We start from the raw sequence: 16,400 nt of genomic DNA on the forward strand, positions 1-16,400 counted from the left end.
GTGGATTGTGCGGCACGCGCCCGCCGCGCGCCGCACCGACCACGAAAAAGGCCACGTTGATCACCGACCGGACCGCTCGGCGCACGGGCGGCGGCGCTCGCCGCGCCGGCGGGGCACCCGGCTCGCCAAACCCGCTCGCATCGCCGATAATCAATGGACTCCTGTACGCCGCCTCCGCCAGGGCGGCGTGCAGGCCATCCCCGGCGGCGTGCGGACCGCCGGCGCTACAACAGCAGGCCGGACAGGACGCTCCTGATGGTCCGCTCGAACAGGTCCGGCTCGGCCTCCGGGGCGGCCTGCGCCCCGGAGGCGGCCGCGGCGGCCCCGGCGACCCCGGCCAGGGCGGCGGCCAGGTGGGGATACGGCGAGAAGTCGATCCCGGCGAAGGACACCCCCTCCGGCTGCGGGCGGGCGAACAGCGACGCCACGCCGGTCATCATCGCGATCGCCTCGAACTTGCGCCCCACCGCGCACGACAGCGGGGCGAGCACGCCGAGGCAGTGGTCGAAGTACGCCAGGCCGTTCGGGCCGACCCCCGACGTGCGCTGGATGACCTCCAGCAGCCACGGGTGCCGCCGGTAGACGGCGAGCTGCGCGCGGGCCACCAGCACCAGCGCGTCGAACGGGTCCGGGGCGGCGGGGAACGGCCGCATGGAGCCGATGGCCGCGTCCGCCATCAGGTCGAGCAGGTCGTCACGGGAGGACAGGTAGCGGTACAGCGAGCCGGCCGCCGTGCCGAGCCGCGCCGCGACCGCGCGCATGGAGACGGCGGCGAGCCCGTCGGCGTCGGCCAGCACGACGGCGGCAGCCACGATCTCGTCCCGGGTGTGCCCCGGCGCGGGTCCGCGGCTGCCCCGGGGCGGCCGCTGAAATATCGACTGGCTGTCCCCCACCACACCACTGTAAACTGCAAACATCGTTCGCAGTATCAGACCGGGAGGCGAGATGGCCACAGATGATCTGGTAGTCGTGCACGGCGGCGGCGTCACCGCGGACATGTACGACCGGCTCGTGCGGGCCCTCGCGCGCCGGCTCCCCCGGATCACCGTGCACGTGTACAACCGGCGCGGCCGGCTCGACGCGGGCCCGAAGCGGCCCGGCTACACCGTCGACGACGAGATCGCCGACCTGGCCGCGGTGCTGGAGCGCACCGGCGCGCGCAACGTCTTCGGTCACAGCTACGGCGGCCTCGTCGTCATGCGCGCGGCGCTGGAACTCGACCTCGGCCACGTCGCGATCTACGACGGCACCGTGCAGGTCGACGACCTCTTCCCCTCGGCGTTCGTACCGCGGATGCGCGCCCACCTCGACGCCGGCGACCTCGCGCGGGCCGTTACCGTCATGGGCCAGGCCCTGGAGTCCGGCGGCCCCGCCGCGGCCCGGCTGCCGTTCGGCGTCCAGCTCGCGATCTCGAGGGCGTTCCTGCGGACCCCGATCGGCCGGAAGATGGGCGAACTGCTGCCGACGACGATCCTGGAGACGGAGGAGGTCGTGGCGCACCCGGGCCCGGCGTCGCAGTACGCGGGCATCAGAGCCCCGGCGCTGCTGGCGTGCGGCGCGCAGAGCCCGCCGTACTACGGGAAGATCAACGCGGCCCTGGCCGCGGCGATGCCGGACGCCCGCACGTTCGTCCTGCCGCGCTCGTCGCACAACGCCCCGAACATCGGCCGGCCGCGCTTCGCCGACATGCTCGCGCAGTTCCTCACCGGCTCGGCCGTCAGCGCCTGATCGCCCGAATCCCGCGCGGGCCGCGGGTGCGCAGGCCCACGGTCCAGCGCAGGCCCGAGAGGTCGTAGGCGAGCCGGGCCCGGGTCGCCTCGCGGATCAGGGCGTACACCAGCGGCCGGCCCGCGCAGCGGTTCGGGCCATGGCCGAACGACAGGTGCGGGCGGGACGCGGCGCACGTGCGCGTAGGAGGTGAGCAGCCACGCCAGGCCGTCCGGGGTGGCGACGCGGGCGGGTCCGGCCTCGCGCAGGGCGCGCCAGGCCGGACCCGGCCGGGCCGCCAGCATCAGCGGGTCCAGCGCTGGTTCGCTCCCCCGTTGCAGGTCCAGATCTCCACCAGGGTGCCGTTCGCCGTCCCCTGCCCCGTCACGTCCAGGCACAGGCCGGACTGTACCCCGGTGATCGTGCCGTCGGCGTTGACCCGCCACTGCTGGTTCGCCCCGCCGGTGCAGTCCCAGATGCCTACCGGCGACCCGGCCGACGTCGCCTGGTTGAGCACGTCGAGGCACTTGTTCGTGTACACCCGCAGCGCCCCGCCGGACAGCTGCGTCCACTGCTGGTTGGTCCCGCCGTTGCAGTCCCAGATCGCCACCTGGGTGCCGTTGGTCTGCGACACGTTGGGCACGTCGAGGCAGCGGCCGGACTGGGCGCTCACCAGCGGGCCGCTGACCGGCGGGGGCGGGCCGGCGACCGCGGTGACCGACAGGTTGTCGAACTGCGCCGTCTCGCCCTGGCTGGTGCCGATGCCGACCTGCCCGGTGCTCCAGACGCTGTCGGTGAGCGTGGCCACGGTGGCTCCGTCGATCTGGGCGGTGAGGTTGGTGCCGGAGAACGTCAGGGCCAGGTTGTGCCAGGTTCCGGTCCCGGGCGCGGACACGCTGCCGCTGCGCAGCACCGTGGCGGCGTTGCTGACGTCGTTGCGCAGCAGCGTCCACGCGCCGGTGTTGGACAGCCGCAGGTAGTAGGCGTTGAGCCCGGCCGGGCCGAACGCGTGCTGGGTGCCGGCCCGGCCGATCACCTCGGCGTAGCCGGCCTGCTCCAGCAGTACGTCGGCGGAGACCTTGTAGTTGCTCCAGCCGAGGTCGCCGAGCAGCGCGTACGGGTCGCTGAGGTCGTCCCACGTGATCGGGGCGCGCGGCGACATCTGTCGCACGCAACGCGTCCCGCCGCACTGGGCGATCTCGAAGGCGCCCTGCATGTCGGCGAGGTACCGCGCCTCGCGCCCGATCGCGTAGCCGTTGAAGTCGTCGGCGTACGGCAGGGCCAGGCTCCCGGCCGCCGGCGAGGTCGCCGTCCCCTTGCCCTGCCCGGTGGTGGTGCTCAGCGTGTAGACGCGCCCGGGCTGCAGGGTGACGGTGTACGCGCCGCCGGACGGGGTGACGTCGGCGGTGTGTGCGAAGTAGTCGGCGCCGGACGAGGAGCTCAGCAGCGACGACCAGACGTGCACGGCGCCGGTGGACAGCCCGCCGGTGACCGTCGCGGTGAAGGTCTGCGCGGCGGTGGCGTCCATCGTCTCGATCACGACGCTGTAGTTGCCGCTGTTCGGGTCGCGCAGGGTCACGTAGCTGCCGTTGGCCCGACTGCCACCGAGATAGCCGGAGGCGCCGTCGAGGTAGCGCCAGCCCGGCGCGGTGAACTGCGTCGTGTGCGCCATGACCCAGGCGTTCTTGCCGATCGAGTAGCTGCCCGACCACGGCTGCGCGGCGAGCGCGACGCCCATGGTGGGGAACGGGATGTTCGGCGTGATCGCGGCGATGACCGGCCAGTTGATGTACGCGGTCATCTTGCCGTCGAGGTAGCCGCGGTTGATTCCGCGGGCGAGCGCGACCGCGCCGAGGTTGTAGTCGTCGGAGCCGTTCTCGCTGGCCCAGACCTTCTTGCCGCTGTTGATCGCGTTGGTACTGCTGGGGCAGGTGGACTGTGACCCGCGGTACCCGCAGACGTAGTGCGACCCCAGCACGTCCACGGCGGCGGCGAACGCGGGGTCGCCGACCACGTCGTTGGCCGGGTTGAAGCTGGTGTCGTCCGCGACGACCTGCACGTTGCCGTAGCCGCGGCTGTTCAGCGTGGACTTGAGCCGCTCGTACCAGGACTTGTCGTAGCCGCGCTCGTTCCACCCCCCGATGTAGTCGAAGGTGAGGCCGTGGCTGTTCTTGGCGCAGTCCAGGAAGCTCAGGTAGTAGTTGATCATGTCGGTGGACCAGAAGCTGCCGTTGCCGATCCAGCCCGGCACGCCCCAGGCGAGGGCGTAGAGCTTGATCTGCGGGTTGCGGGCGCGGGCCTGCTCGGCGAGCCACCACTCGTAGCCGCGGTCGCAGTTCAGATCGGTCGCGGTGTGCTGGTGGCTCGGCTCGGCGCCGCTGGTCGAGTTGGTGTCGCCGCCGACCTCGACCTTGAGGATCTGCATCGCCGCGCCGTAGCCCGGCTTGAACAGGTAGTCGAGGATCTGGCCGCGCTGCGGCTCGGGGTAGTCGTACAGCAGGCGGCTGTTGCCGCCGCCGCCCGAGATGGCGCCGACGCCGTCGAACGTGCGCCCGGCGGAGGTGCCGCTGATCGTGACGGTGGTCGCCGCGGCCGCCGGGCGGACGGCGATCAGCTGGGCGGCGACGAGACAGAGGACAGCGAGCGTCGCAAGACGTAGCTTCATGTTTGGTCCCTCCTGGCGGTGGCGTGAACCATGCTCAGATTCCCACACACATCGACATACCTCTACACTGACGGACGTTGATTTCATGGACTGCACGACGAGCGTGGCCGTGGACATCGGCGGGACGTGGACGCGCGTCGGGTCCGCCGCCCGCTTCCGCACCGACCCCGACTACGACCGGCAGCTGGCGGCGATCACCGGCGCCGTGCCACCCGGGCCGGAGCCGGCCGCGGTCTCCTTCTGCGGCCGGGTCACGCCGGACGGCACGGTGCGGGTGGCGCTGAACCTGCGCGGGTACGAGGGGCGCCCCCTCGGCCGCGACCTGGCCGCGGCCCTGGGCCGACCGGTGCGGGTGGCCCACGACGCCACCTGCGGCCTGCTGGGCGAGGCGACGGCCGGCGCGCTGCGCGGGTTCGAGCGCTGCGGCTACCTCACCCTGTCCACGGGCGTGGGCGCCGCGCTGCGCCTGGGCGGGGTGTACCTCACGACCGAGGCCGGCCACCAGCTGGTCGCGGGCAACGACCTGCCGTGCGAGTGCGGGCAGACCGGCTGCCTGCAGACCCTGACCGGCGGCGACGCGCTGCGCCGGCGGCTCGGCCGGCCCCTGGAGTCCGTCGAGGACGCTTCCTTCTGGCGGATGTACGCCGGGAGCCTGGCCCTCGGCGTCGCCAACTTCGCGCTGTCGGCGGGCCTGGAGGCGGTGGCCATCGGCGGCGCGATCGCGCTGCGCCGGGCGGAGCTGTGGCCGGCGCTGCGGGCCGAGCTGGCGCGCGTCGCGACCTACCAGCCGGTGGAGGTCGTCCCGGCCGCGCTCGGCGAAGCGGCCCCGCTGGCGGGGGCGCGGGCGCTATGGTCCCTGCCGGAGGGGGCCGTGCTGCACTGAGGGAGACCGCACGTGTGGGCTCTGGTGCGGCACGGTGCCGGCGTAGGCGACGCTCACCCGCCGGCGGGGCCGGCCAGGGCGACGAGCCGGCGGCCCAGCGCGGCGACCTCCGCTCGCAGCTCGTCCGGGCGCAGCACCACGAAGTCCCAGCCGAGGCCGGCGAGCATCCGGGCCATCCCGTCCAGCCGCTCCGCGCGGCAGGCGAGCAGGGTGCCGCCATCGGCCGGGCACACTGTGCCGATGGTCGCGGGGACACGGCGGAGGACCTCCGCGGCGGTGGCGCGGATCAGCACCTCGACCTCGTGGCGGTACGGCACGGCGGCGAGCGCGCCGACGACGTACCCGACCGCGTCGAACGAGCCCGGCGGCGGGTCGAAGCGCTCCGTGCCGGCCACCACCGAGCCGATGCGGTCCAGCCGCAGCATGCGCAGCTCGCCGCTGCGGTGGTCCAGGCCCGTCGCGTACCACCGGCCGGCGTGGAAGACCACCCCGTACGGGTCGTAATCGCGCTCGCTGTCCTCGCCGCGCCACGAACGGTACGTCAGCGCCACCCTCCGGCGGTCCCGGGCCGCCTCGGCGAGGGTCAGCAGGTGCCGGGCGGCGGGCGGGTCGGGCGCGTCGCGGGCCGGGAGGGTGAAGCCGAGCGTCTCGCGCACCGCGCGGACCCGCTCGCGCAGCGCGGCCGGCAGCACCCGCTCGATCTTGGCCAGTGCCGACTCGCGGGCCGCCTGGGCGTTGGCGCCGACGCCCAGGCCGAGGCGGGCCGCGGCGAGCAGGCCGAGCACTACCGCGACCGCCTCGTCGTCGCCGAGCATCAGCGGCGGCAGCCGGAAGCCGGGCGCCAGGCGGTACCCGCCGTAGCGCCCCCGCCCGGCCCGCACCGGCAGCCCCAGGTCGGCCAGGCCGGCGAGGTAGCGGCGCACGGTGCGCTCGTCGACGCCGAGCCGCTGCGCCAGCTGCGGGCCGGTCAGCCCGGGCTGCGCCTGGAGCAGCTCCAGCAGGGCGAGCACCTTGCCGGTCGACTGTGACACGGGCCACTCCGCAGGCAGGGAGAATCAGAGCTCAATCAGGGCGGAATTCGCCCTGATTCGATCGTAGCCTCGCCGGCATGACGAACTTCATCCTGGTCCCGGGCATGTGGCTCGGCGCGTGGGCGTGGGACGCGGTGGCGGAGCCGCTGCGCGGCGCCGGGCACGACGTGACGGCGGTGACGCTCGGCGGCCTCGCCGAGCGCGCGGCCGAGGCGGGCGACGCGACGCTGGACTCGCACATCGCCGACGTGGTCGCGGCCGCGGGCGGGCGCGACGAGGTCACGCTGGTGGCGCACAGCTACGGCGGCCTGCCCGTGCGGGGCGCGGTGGAGCGGCTGGCCGGCCGCGTGGCCCGCGTCGTGTACGTGGAGAGCGGCCCGGTGCCCGACAGCACCGCGCAGGCCGACTTCACGCCCGCGCCGGAGGCCGGCGGCGACGTGCCGCCGCCGTCGTTCGACCCGGCCGACGACCCGGTGCTCTTCGCCGGCCTCGCGGGCCGCTCGGCGTGGATCCGCGAGCGGGCCACCCCGCACCCCTGGCCGGCGGTCGCGGCACCGCTGCGGCTGCGCGGGCCGGACCAGCCGCCGACCGAACTGGTCTGCTGCACGTTCACGAAGGAGACCGTCGAGGGCATGATCGCCGGCGGCCACCCGTTCTTCGCCGGCCTGGACCGCCGCGACTACCGCGTCCACGAACTGCCGACCGGGCACTGGCCGATGTTCAGCCGCCCGGCCGACCTCGCCGCGCTGCTGGGCGGCCTCGGTCAGGGGGAGCCGTGAAACGTACACCGCGGCCCGCCAGGTCCGGGGCCCACGGACTCGATCGGCATTGAGCACGATCGAAGCGTTTGCTTGACTGCCCGCCATTCGGTACCCGGAGGGAGTCGATCATGCGCTTGCGGTTGGTGTCCACGGTGTCGGCGGTGCTGGCCTGCCTCGCCGCCACGGTCCTGCTCGCCCTGCCCGGCTCGGCCGCGGCGGCGCCGGTGCGGATCATGCCGCTCGGCGACTCGATCACCGGCTCGCCCGGCTGCTGGCGGGCGCTGCTGTGGAACGCGCTGCAGTCCGGCGGGTACACGAACATCGACTTCGTCGGCACCCAGCCGCCGCAGGGCTGCTCGGTGCCGTACGACGGCGACGGCGAGGGGCACGGCGGCGCGCTCGTCACCGACGTGGCCGACCAGAACCAGCTGCCGGCCTGGCTGAACGCGACCCATCCGGACGTGGTGCTCATGCACTTCGGCACCAACGACGTGTGGAGCAACCGGCCGGTCGACACGATCCTCGCCGCGTACTCCAAGCTCGTCGACCAGATGCGGGCGAGCAACCCGGCCATGCGCGTCCTCGTCGCGCAGATCATCCCGATGAACCCGTCGTCGTGCCCGGAGTGCGCGGCGCGGGTGGTGGCGCTCAACAACGCGATCCCGGGCTGGGCGGCCTCGCGCACGACGGCCGCGTCGCCGATCGTCGTGGTCGACCAGTGGACCGGTTTCAACACGGCGACCGACACCGGCGACGGGGTGCACCCGAACGACTCCGGCAACCGCAAGATGGCCGACCGCTGGTACCCGCCCCTGACCGCGGTCCTCAACAACCTCCCCGCGAGCCCCTCCGCGAGCCCGTCGCGAAGTGTCTCGCCGAGCCCCTCGCGCAGCGCCTCGCCGAGCCCTTCGACCAGCGCCTCGCCGAGCCCCTCACGCAGCGCCTCGGCGAGCCCTTCGCGCAGCGCCTCGGCGAGCCCGAGCCCCTCGAAGAGCCCGTCGCAGAGTCCGTCGCAGAGTCCGTCGCAGAGTCAGGGCCCCGCGGCCGGTTGCACCGCGACCTACAGCGTCGTCAACCAGTGGCAGGGCGGCTTCCAGGGCGAGGTCACGGTCCGCAACAGCGGGACGGCCGCCATCCAGGGCTGGGTCACCCGGTTCACGTTCGGCGCCGGCGAGCAGGTCACGCAGAGCTGGGGCGCGACCCTGACCCAGTCGGGCGCCGCGGTCACCGCCGCCAACTTGTCGTGGAACGGCAGCCTCGCCCCGAACAGCACCGTCTCCTACGGCTTCCTTGGCTCCGGCACCAGCGGCACGCCGGCGGTGACCTGCACGGCGTCGTAGCGCGTCACGCGTCGCGGATCGCGAGGATGCCCGGCTTCACCCGCTATTCGCGCATGGGCGCCATCCGGGCCGCCGGGGTGCGCAGCGCGAGCGCCGCCGGGATCAGGGCCGCGACGAGCGCCACGGCGGCGCAGACGCCGGCGACGCCGAGCACCGGGGTCCAGGGCACGACGACCTCCGGCTCGGCGTCGCCGGCGCGCAGGCCCCGGGTCAGCCCGAGCAGCATGCCGCCGGCGACGAGCCAGGCCAGCGCGATCCCGGCCGCCGCGGCGAGCAGCGCCTCGATGCCGACCATCGCCAGCACCTGCCGGGGCGTGGTGCCGGCCAGCCGGAGCACGGCGAGGTCGCGGGAGCGGTCCGCGGTGGCCATGACCAGCGTGTTGGCGATGGCGATGGTGGTGTACAGCAGGGCCATGCCCAGCACCGCCAGCAGCGCGAAGTCGTTCATCCGGCGCTGCTCGGCGTCGAGGCCGGCGAAGTACTCGGCGGGGGTCAGCACGGGGGCCGGCACGCCGGCGGCCGGGCCGGACAGGTAGACGGCGTCGGGCCGGCCCGGGCCGAGCGCCCAGGGCAGCAGGACGGTGTTGTCGAGGTCGAGGGCCGGCTCGAGCACCCCGCCGACGCGCAGGTGCACCGGCGTCGAGTCGTCGAGCCAAAGGTCGGCCGTGCCGCCGGCGCGCCAGCCCATCGACTCGGCGAGCTCGTGCCCGACGACGACCGTGCCGTCGGCCGGCTCGGCGGACACGCGCATGACGCGGGCGAGGCCGGGGCCGGCGTAGAGCGCGTCGAACTCCTCGGCGTAGTCGGACTGGCGGATGTACACGACGGCGTGCGCGACCGGGACGCCGCCGTCGGGGACGGTCTGCGGCGCGGCGAGGATCCCGGTCGCGGTGACCCGCTCGGCGGCGGCCCGCTCATCGGCCCGCCAGACGGTCGCGGTCGCGGCCAGGGTCGACGCGGCGATGCCGGCGGTGACGAGGATCGGCGCGACGGTCGAGGCGGTACGCCGGACCGACGTGCGGGCGCCGTCGCGGGCGAGGGCGGCGGTGACGCCCGGCAGGAGGCACCCGGCCAGCCAGGCGGCCCCCGGGGCGAGCAGCGGCGCGAACATCGCGATACCGGTGATGGCCAGCTGCGCGTCCAGCAGCACCAGCGCGACGGCGTCGGCCCCGCCGCCGGGCACCGCGACCACCATGGCCACGGCGCCGCCGAGGAACAGCAGCCCGAACACCCACCGCCCCACGGTCATCACCCGCCGCTCGGCGGAGGCCTCGCGCAGCGCCTCGATCGGGAGCACCCGCCCGGCCCGCCGGGCGGCGACCGCGGCGCCGGCCAGCGCGACGAGCATGCCCGTGCCAAACGCGGCCAGCAGCGGCCAGAGCACGAACCCGGCGGTGAACCCGGCCGGCGCGAACCCGTGGCGGGCCAGCAGGTGGGCGAACGGCGGCGCGGCGAGCAGCCCGGCGCCGCAGCCGGCGGCCCCGGCGACGACGCCGACGACGATCGCCTCGCCGAGCACCAGCCGGCGCACCTGCCGCGGGGTGGCCCCGGCGGCGCGCAGCAGCGCGAGCTCGCGGCGGCGCTGGGCGACGGCGAACGCGAACGTCCCGGCGACGACGAAGACCGCGACGAACGCGGCGAGGCCGGCCGTGGTGCCCATCAGCGAGGCGGCGACGGCGAGCAGGTCGCCGTCGGGGTCGGGCTCCGCGTCGGCGCGGGCGTCGCCGGTGAGGATCCGCGGCCCCTCGCCGACGGCGGCGCGCACCTGGGCGGCGGTCATGCCGCGCACGGCGACCGCGTCGATGCGCCCGCCGCTGAGCTGCTCGGCGGCCCGGTCGGTGAGGTAGACCGCGTCCGGGCCGCCGACCGTGCCGGCGACGGTGAAGACCCGGCCCAGCAGCTCGATCCGCTCACCGGCGTGGTGCCCGGAACCGGCCACCACGACCTCGTCGTCGCGGGCCGGCCCGGCGCCCGGCGGCAGGTCGTGCAGCGCCGCGGCCGACCACGGGTGGGCTCCGCCGGGCAGCCAGCGGTCGACGATCCCGCCGGGCAGCCGCGCGGCCAGCTCCGGCGGCAGGGCGCGGGAGCGGCGGGTGCCGGTGGTGCTGGTGTACTCCCCGTCGGTGCCGGGGTCGACGACCACGGTGACGCTGTTCTGCCCGGCGACGACGACGTCGGCGCGGTCGTACCAGGCGGGGTGGCGGGAGCCGCCGACGCTGGAGGCGAGGGTGAGCCCGGTCGTGGCGAGCAGGCAGACGCCGAGGCCGAGCGCGATGAACACCCCGGCGAACGAGGCCCAGCGGGCGCGGACGGTCTGCAGCGCGATCCCGGTCATCCCCGGGCCCCCGCCGTCTCGAGGCTGGTCATGCGCTCGGCCACGGACTGCGGGGTGGGCGCGGTCATCTCCCCCGCGACCCGCCCGTCGGCGAGGAACACCACCCGGTCCGCGTGCGCGGCGGCGACCGGGTCGTGGGTGACCATGACGACGGTCTGCCGCTGGCCGTCCACCATGGAGCGCAGCAGCGCGAGCACCTCCCGCCCGGTGCTCATGTCGAGCGCCCCGGTCGGCTCGTCGGCGAACAGCACGTCGGGCCGGGTGATGAGGGCCCGGGCGATGGCGACGCGCTGCTGCTGCCCGCCGGAGAGCTCGGCGGGCCGGTGCCGGCCGCGATCGGCGAGCCCGACGGCGGCGAGCGCCGCGCGCACGTCCCGGCGCGCCGGGCGCCGCCCGGCCAGCCGCAGCGGCAGGGCGACGTTCTGCTCGGCGGTGAGCGAGGAGAGCAGGTTGAACGCCTGGAAGACAAACCCGATGCGCTGCCGGCGCAGCAGCGTCAGCCCGGTCTCGCCGAGGGTGGCGAGGTCGGTGCCGCCGACCCGCACGGTGCCGGCGGTGGGGCGCTCCAGCCCGGCCGCGGTCTGCAGCAGCGTGGACTTGCCGGACCCGGAGGGCCCCATCACCGCGGTGAACGTCCCGCGCGCGAACCCGAGCGTCACCGAGTCCAGCGCGGTGACGCCCCCGAATCGCTTCTGTACCCGCTCCAGCTCGACGACGTCATCGGTCATGCCCCGATGAAATCGCGCGCGACCGCCCCGCCACACGCCCGCCGGCTGGCGTCATCGCGGTATGGCCAGCCCTACCCGCCCAGCCCGGCCCGAACGGGGCGGGTCAGTTCGTGGTCAGTTCGGGACGGGGTGTACGGCCCAGGGCTCGGTCTTGAGGCCGCCGCGGCCGTCGATGCCGGTCTTGATGCGCTCGCCCGTGTCGTGGGAGATGCCCGGCGCCTCCCAGGTCGGCACCTCGACCGCGGTGGCGCGGAACGTCCTGTCGTCGGTGCCGCTGTAGTCGACGCGGACGACGGTCGGGCCGGTGCCGGTCTCCAGCAGCAGGAAGACGTGGCCGTCGCCGGACAGCGGCGGGGTGCGCCGGCCCAGGTCGATACAGCTGGTCACCTCGCCGAACGGCGACGACCTGGCGATCAGCCCGCAGGCCTGCGGCTCCTGGCGGGCGAGGAAGGCCGACCGCTGCGGGAAGCCGACGGCGAACGGGCCGCCGGCGCATACCAGGACGGTTGCGGCCGCGGCGCCGATTGCCCACCCGAGACGATTCATGCCGACATTGTTAGCAGAGTCGTGGTCGCCGCAAATATCCTGGGCCGCATGACGGCGTGGGAGGAGCTTCCGTTCGACACCTACGGCGAGCTGTGGTCGCGGGTGCCCGGCGACCCGCAGCCCTCGGTGACCTTCGATCTGAGCGGGTTCTTCACGTCCCCGGTGCAGGCCGAGTTCAACGCGGCGGAGCGCGCGGTCGACAGCCTGACGCACCTGGCGTTCGTGCGGGTGTTGCCCCCGGACCGGCCGCTGCTGGTGCTCGACCGGGAGCACGCGTCGTTCCGGTTCTGGCCGCACCGGCAGACCGAGCCGCTCGACCGGCTGGTGGTGCCGAACGGCGATCATTACGTCGTCGGCACGGAAAATTTCGCCATCGGCGCCGAGGGACTGCCGTGGGAGCAGACCCTGCGTGTGTGGGGCGAGCCGCTCGTCGGCGTGCTCGCCCCCATGCTCGCGTGGCTGCCTCGTAAGTAGGCGTTCACCGCGTCAGGTAGGTGTTCACCGCGTCGCGGCCAGCAGACCTCCCGTGGGGTCGGCCGGGCCGAGGAGCACCTCGACCGGCACGTCCAGGTCGTCGGCGGCCTCGATGGTGGCGAGGATGGCGCCGACCACCCGCGGGTCGAGCCGGGTGGCCCCGCGCAGGTCGATGACGATGGGATCGGGACGGTGGTGCAGCAGCGCTTCGACGAGCCGGTGCTGGGCCTGGGGCGCCCAGGACGCATCGATCTCGCCGTCGAACAGGATCGCGACGGGACTGCTGGGATTGTGCAGCAGGCTTACCCCGCCGCCGGTGGCCGGTGAACTCTCGTGCGGCACGCTCGCCTCCGAGGTGTCGGTGGATGTTGCACCGGGTGCCACCGTAACCAACCTCACACCGGATTGTGAACAGCTCTTCGCCCATCGGTGTGCCGGCGGACGGCCAACGGGGCCGGCGGCCAGGCCAATCGTCAGACAACACCCGGAGCGACACTTCCATTACACCGTGATAGAAGTTCATCCCTTCGTCGGATGTAAGTGCCCGATCGACGCTCGGTAGCGACCTAAGGTTCAATCACCAATCGGTATGTTTGCGCAATACGGTCCCTGCACGACATGCGTGCGCCGCCCCGCCGGATGGAGTCGCCGCGCCGCGTCCTGATCCCAGGAGGATTGGCGTGTGGAAGGGCCGCTTGGCGATCTTGACGATCCTGGTCGTCTCCCTGCTCGCCGGGCTGTCCATGTTCACCGTGCGTGGCGCCAGCGACGACCAGCTCGAGGTGTACTCGTGGTGGACCGGCCCCGGTGAGGAGGAGGGCCTGGCCGCCATGGCCAAGTCCTTCGAGGCCGCCAACCCGGGCGTGCGGTTCGTCAACGCCGCCGTCTCCGGCGGCGCGGGCTCCAACGCCAAGGCGATCCTCGCCAGCCGGCTGCTGGCGAACGACCCGCCGGACTCCTACCAGCGCCACGCCGGCCTGGAGCTGCTCGACGACGTGCGCTCCGGCAAGGTCCAGGACCTCACCGGCCTCTACCACCAGCAGGGCTGGACGAAGGTGTTCCCGAAGGGGCTCGTCGAGAACCTGACCATCGACGGCCGGATCTATGCGGTGCCGGTCAACATCCACCGGGCCAATCTCATGTGGTACAGCCCCGGGACCCTGAAGGATCTCGGGCTCCCCGGGCCGCCGAAGACCTGGGCGGAGTTCCTGCAGCAGGCCGAGACCATCAAGGCGAAGGGCAGGATCCCGCTCGCGGTCGGCCCGGAGTGGACCCAGAAGCACCTGCTGGAGACGGTACTGCTCGGCGAGCTCGGCGCGGACAAGTACGAGCGGCTCTTCAGCGGCGGGATCAGCTGGCTGTCGCCGGACGTGACCGCCGCGCTCGCCACGTTCGCGAAGGTCCTGGCCGTCTCCGACGTCAAGTCCGCCGCCGGCGACTGGCAGCCGCAGCTGGACAAGGTCTTCTCCGGCTCCGCCGTCTACGCGGTCATGGGCGACTGGTCCTCGTCCTACCTGGAGCAGTCCAAGAAGCTGCGGTGGGAGACCGACTACAACGTCACCGCGTCGCCGGGCACCGACGGCGTCTACGACTTCCTGTCCGACTCCTTCACCCTGCCGACCGGCTCGCGCCGCCCCGACCTGGCCCGCAAGTGGCTGGTGGAGTGCGGGTCGGCCGACGGGCAGAACCTGTTCAACCCGCTCAAGGGCTCCATCCCGGCGCGCACCGACGCCGACCCCGGCCTCTACCAGGGCTACCTCGACTGGGCGCTGCAACAGTGGCGCGACCCGAAGACGCGCATCGTCGGCTCGCTGACCCACGGCGTGGTGGCGAACAACGCGTACAACGCGGAGATCGACTCGGCGCTTGGCCTGTTCGTCCAGCACGGCGACCAGGGCAAGTTCGCCCGGACCGTCGAGCAGCAGTACCGGGAGACGCAGTGAACCTGCCCACGGCCCACGTGGCGCGCCACTCCTCGGAGCCGGCCCGGCCGGTGTTCGCGCCGCCGCAGCGCCGGCCCCGCAAGCAGCACGGCCCGCGCTGGCTACCCGGCCTGGTGCTGGTCTCGCCGTCGCTGATCCTCATCGGCGTGTTCGTGTACGGGTTCCTGGGCTGGAACGTGCGCGTGTCGTTCACGAACTGGCGGGGGCTCTCCCCGAAGTACCACTTCGTGGGCCTGTCCAACTACACGGCGCTGCTGCGCGACGAGCGCTTCCGTGCCGACATGCGCAACCTGATCATCTTCACGCTCGTGTTCGTCGTGGGCGCGATGCTGCTCGGGTTCTTCATGGCGATGCTGCTGGACCGGGGCGTGCGCGGCGAGGGCTTCCTGCGCGGCGTGTACCTGTTCCCGATGGCCATCTCGTTCATCGCGACCGCGATCGTGTGGCGGTGGCTGCTGGACAACGGCTCCGGCAGCGACACCGCCGGCATCAACAAGCTCCTCGCCGGCGTCGGGCTGGGCTTCCTGCGCAGCGACTGGCACAAGTCCGGCTCGATGTGGGCGATCGCCGCCGTGGCCCTGCCGGCCGGCTGGGCGCTGTCCGGCTACGTGATGGCGCTGTTCCTGGCCGGGATGCGCGGCGTGAACGCGACGCTGCGCGAGTCCGCGCGGATGGACGGCGCGAGCGAGGTCCAGATCTTCTGGTACGTCGTGCGGCCCGCGCTGCGCCCGGTGACGTTCAGCGCGCTGCTCATCATGGTGCACATCTCGCTGAAGACGTTCGACCTGCTGTACGCCCTGGACCAGGGCAACCTGCGCATCGACACGCCGTCGCTGTACATGTGGTTCACCACGTTCGACGGCGGCTTCTACGACCGCGGCGCCACGATCGCCACGGTCCTGCTCATCGGGGTGGCCCTCGTGGTCGGCCCCTACGTCTGGTACAGCCTGCGCACGGAACGGCGGTGAGTCGTCAGATGGTCCGCGCTACCGCCGTCGTCCCACGGCAGAACCTCTCCCGGCCCGCCCCGCCCGCGCCACCCCCGCCCGACCCGTCGGACGCCCCGCGCTGGCAGCGTCCGGGGCCGGTGCGCAGGACGGTGCGGTACCTCATCCTCTGGGGCCTCGCGGCGTTCTTCCTGATGCCGGTCTACGTGCTCGTCGTGACGTCGTTCAAGAACCCGGCCGACGTCAGCGTGACCCGCATCTGGGAGCTGCCGACCAGCCTCTCCTTCGACAACTTCGGCGCGGTGCTGCCGAAGCTGTCCTCGGGCTTTCGCAACTCGCTCACGCTGGCGATCCCGGCCAGCCTCATCTCGGCCCTGCTGGGCTGCGCCAACGGGTTCGTGCTGTCGAAGTTCCGCTTCCCGTTCTCCAACGTGATCTTCCCGCTGATCCTGTTCGGCATCTTCGTGCCGTACCAGGCCGTCATCATCCCGGTCTCGCAGACCATGACCGCCGTCGGCCTGCGCGGCGCGGGCGACGCGACCGGCGGCCTGCTCGGCCTCATGCTCATCCACATCATCTACGGCCTGCCGATCACCACCCTGATCTTCCGCAACCACTTCGTGTCGATGCCCGACGCCCTGCTGGAGTCGGCCCGCCTGGACGGCGCCGGGGTGCTCCGCACGTGGGTGGATCTGGCGGTACCCCTGTCGAAACCGGCCTTCGCCGTGGCCGTCATCTGGCAGTTCACGTCCTCGTGGAACGACTTCATGTTCGGCGCGATGATGACGAGCCGCGACTCGTGGCCGGTGACGATCGCCCTGAACAACGTGGCCGGCGGCCAGTCCGTCCCCTTCGGCCAGGCCATGGCCGGCGCCCTGCTGGTAAGCCTGCCCACGCTGGCCATCTACGTCCTGCTCGGCCGCTTCTTCATGCGGGGGCTGCTGGCCGGCACACTGCAGGACTGAGTTGCTGGCCGTCCGCCCGATGGGACTTACGCTGGTGTCATGACGCGGCGGGTGCGGCCGGCCGGGCTCCCCTCC

Annotated in this window: 15 protein-coding genes; 8 read left to right on the top strand and 7 right to left on the bottom strand. The window is 73.4% G+C overall.

From position 1 onward, the window contains the following. Positions 1 to 224: 224 nt before the first annotated feature. Positions 225 to 893 (bottom strand): TetR/AcrR family transcriptional regulator, encoded by a 669-nt coding sequence (locus tag ACGFI8_RS35110; protein ID WP_392811204.1) that lies wholly within the window; start codon positions 891 to 893, stop codon positions 225 to 227. A 52-nt stretch (positions 894 to 945) separates the two neighbouring features. Here ACGFI8_RS35110 and ACGFI8_RS35115 point away from each other — a divergent pair, with 52 nt between their 5' ends. Beyond that, the gene (locus tag ACGFI8_RS35115) at positions 946 to 1,728 is read left to right on the top strand and encodes an alpha/beta fold hydrolase (RefSeq protein WP_392811206.1); all 783 of its coding nucleotides are present in this window, start codon (positions 946 to 948) and stop codon (positions 1,726 to 1,728) included. 283 nt (positions 1,729 to 2,011) lie between these two features. On the opposite strand, the gene ACGFI8_RS35120 is transcribed toward ACGFI8_RS35115, so the two are convergent. After that, positions 2,012 to 4,372, bottom strand: a complete 2,361-nt coding sequence (locus ACGFI8_RS35120; RefSeq protein WP_392811207.1) for an RICIN domain-containing protein — start codon at positions 4,370 to 4,372, stop codon at positions 2,012 to 2,014. An 85-nt stretch (positions 4,373 to 4,457) separates the two neighbouring features. Between ACGFI8_RS35120 and ACGFI8_RS35125 the strand changes: the two genes are divergently transcribed. Beyond that, positions 4,458 to 5,255 (top strand): ROK family protein, encoded by a 798-nt coding sequence (locus tag ACGFI8_RS35125; protein WP_392811208.1) that lies wholly within the window; start codon positions 4,458 to 4,460, stop codon positions 5,253 to 5,255. Between the two features lie 53 nt (positions 5,256 to 5,308). On the opposite strand, the gene ACGFI8_RS35130 is transcribed toward ACGFI8_RS35125, so the two are convergent. Next, positions 5,309 to 6,286, bottom strand: coding sequence for a helix-turn-helix transcriptional regulator (locus ACGFI8_RS35130; protein WP_392811210.1), 978 nt, complete (start codon positions 6,284 to 6,286; stop codon positions 5,309 to 5,311). A 77-nt stretch (positions 6,287 to 6,363) separates the two neighbouring features. On the opposite strand from ACGFI8_RS35130, the gene ACGFI8_RS35135 reads away from it, so the two are divergent. Both ACGFI8_RS35135 and ACGFI8_RS35140 read left to right on the top strand, forming a co-directional pair. Continuing rightward, the gene (locus tag ACGFI8_RS35135) at positions 6,364 to 7,065 is read left to right on the top strand and encodes an esterase/lipase family protein (protein ID WP_392811212.1); all 702 of its coding nucleotides are present in this window, start codon (positions 6,364 to 6,366) and stop codon (positions 7,063 to 7,065) included. Between the two features lie 110 nt (positions 7,066 to 7,175). After that, positions 7,176 to 8,387 carry a cellulose binding domain-containing protein gene (locus ACGFI8_RS35140; protein WP_392811213.1) on the top strand — a complete coding sequence of 404 codons (1,212 nt, stop codon included), beginning with the start codon at positions 7,176 to 7,178 and terminating at the stop codon, positions 8,385 to 8,387. Between the two features lie 43 nt (positions 8,388 to 8,430). Here the strand turns inward: ACGFI8_RS35140 and ACGFI8_RS35145 are convergent, their stop codons facing one another. The 3 genes from ACGFI8_RS35145 to ACGFI8_RS35155 form a co-directional block, all read right to left on the bottom strand. Beyond that, positions 8,431 to 10,722, bottom strand: coding sequence for an FtsX-like permease family protein (locus ACGFI8_RS35145; RefSeq protein WP_392811215.1), 2,292 nt, complete (start codon positions 10,720 to 10,722; stop codon positions 8,431 to 8,433). Next, entirely contained in the window at positions 10,719 to 11,450 is a 732-nt protein-coding gene (locus ACGFI8_RS35150) for an ABC transporter ATP-binding protein (protein WP_392811217.1), read from the bottom strand. Before ACGFI8_RS35150 ends, ACGFI8_RS35145 begins: the two co-directional genes overlap by 4 nt. A gap of 114 nt (positions 11,451 to 11,564) precedes the next feature. Then, a complete protein-coding gene (locus tag ACGFI8_RS35155) occupies positions 11,565 to 11,996 on the bottom strand; it encodes a hypothetical protein (protein ID WP_392811219.1) in 432 nt (143 codons plus the stop codon). A gap of 48 nt (positions 11,997 to 12,044) precedes the next feature. Between ACGFI8_RS35155 and ACGFI8_RS35160 the strand changes: the two genes are divergently transcribed. Then, complete coding sequence (locus ACGFI8_RS35160; protein ID WP_392811220.1) at positions 12,045 to 12,470, top strand: DUF2716 domain-containing protein; 426 nt, start codon at positions 12,045 to 12,047, stop codon at positions 12,468 to 12,470. Positions 12,471 to 12,494: 24 nt separating this feature from the next. On the opposite strand, the gene ACGFI8_RS35165 is transcribed toward ACGFI8_RS35160, so the two are convergent. Continuing rightward, positions 12,495 to 12,854: an STAS domain-containing protein gene (locus ACGFI8_RS35165; protein ID WP_392811221.1), complete on the bottom strand. Its 360-nt coding sequence runs from the start codon at positions 12,852 to 12,854 to the stop codon at positions 12,495 to 12,497. Positions 12,855 to 13,165: 311 nt separating this feature from the next. Between ACGFI8_RS35165 and ACGFI8_RS35170 the strand changes: the two genes are divergently transcribed. From ACGFI8_RS35170 to ACGFI8_RS35180, 3 genes are read left to right on the top strand one after another with little or no spacing between them, the layout of a single operon-like run. Beyond that, on the top strand, positions 13,166 to 14,413 hold the full coding sequence (locus ACGFI8_RS35170; protein WP_392811222.1) for an ABC transporter substrate-binding protein: 1,248 nt from the start codon (positions 13,166 to 13,168) through the stop codon (positions 14,411 to 14,413). Beyond that, positions 14,410 to 15,381: a carbohydrate ABC transporter permease gene (locus tag ACGFI8_RS35175; protein ID WP_392811224.1), complete on the top strand. Its 972-nt coding sequence runs from the start codon at positions 14,410 to 14,412 to the stop codon at positions 15,379 to 15,381. Before ACGFI8_RS35170 ends, ACGFI8_RS35175 begins: the two co-directional genes overlap by 4 nt. Next, positions 15,378 to 16,325, top strand: a complete 948-nt coding sequence (locus ACGFI8_RS35180) for a carbohydrate ABC transporter permease (RefSeq protein WP_392811225.1) — start codon at positions 15,378 to 15,380, stop codon at positions 16,323 to 16,325. Before ACGFI8_RS35175 ends, ACGFI8_RS35180 begins: the two co-directional genes overlap by 4 nt. Positions 16,326 to 16,400: the final 75 nt, after the last annotated feature.

Origin of the sequence: Dactylosporangium sp. NPDC048998 (assembly GCF_043197855.1) — a bacterium.
Taxonomy (GTDB): Bacteria; Actinomycetota; Actinomycetes; order Mycobacteriales; family Micromonosporaceae; genus Dactylosporangium.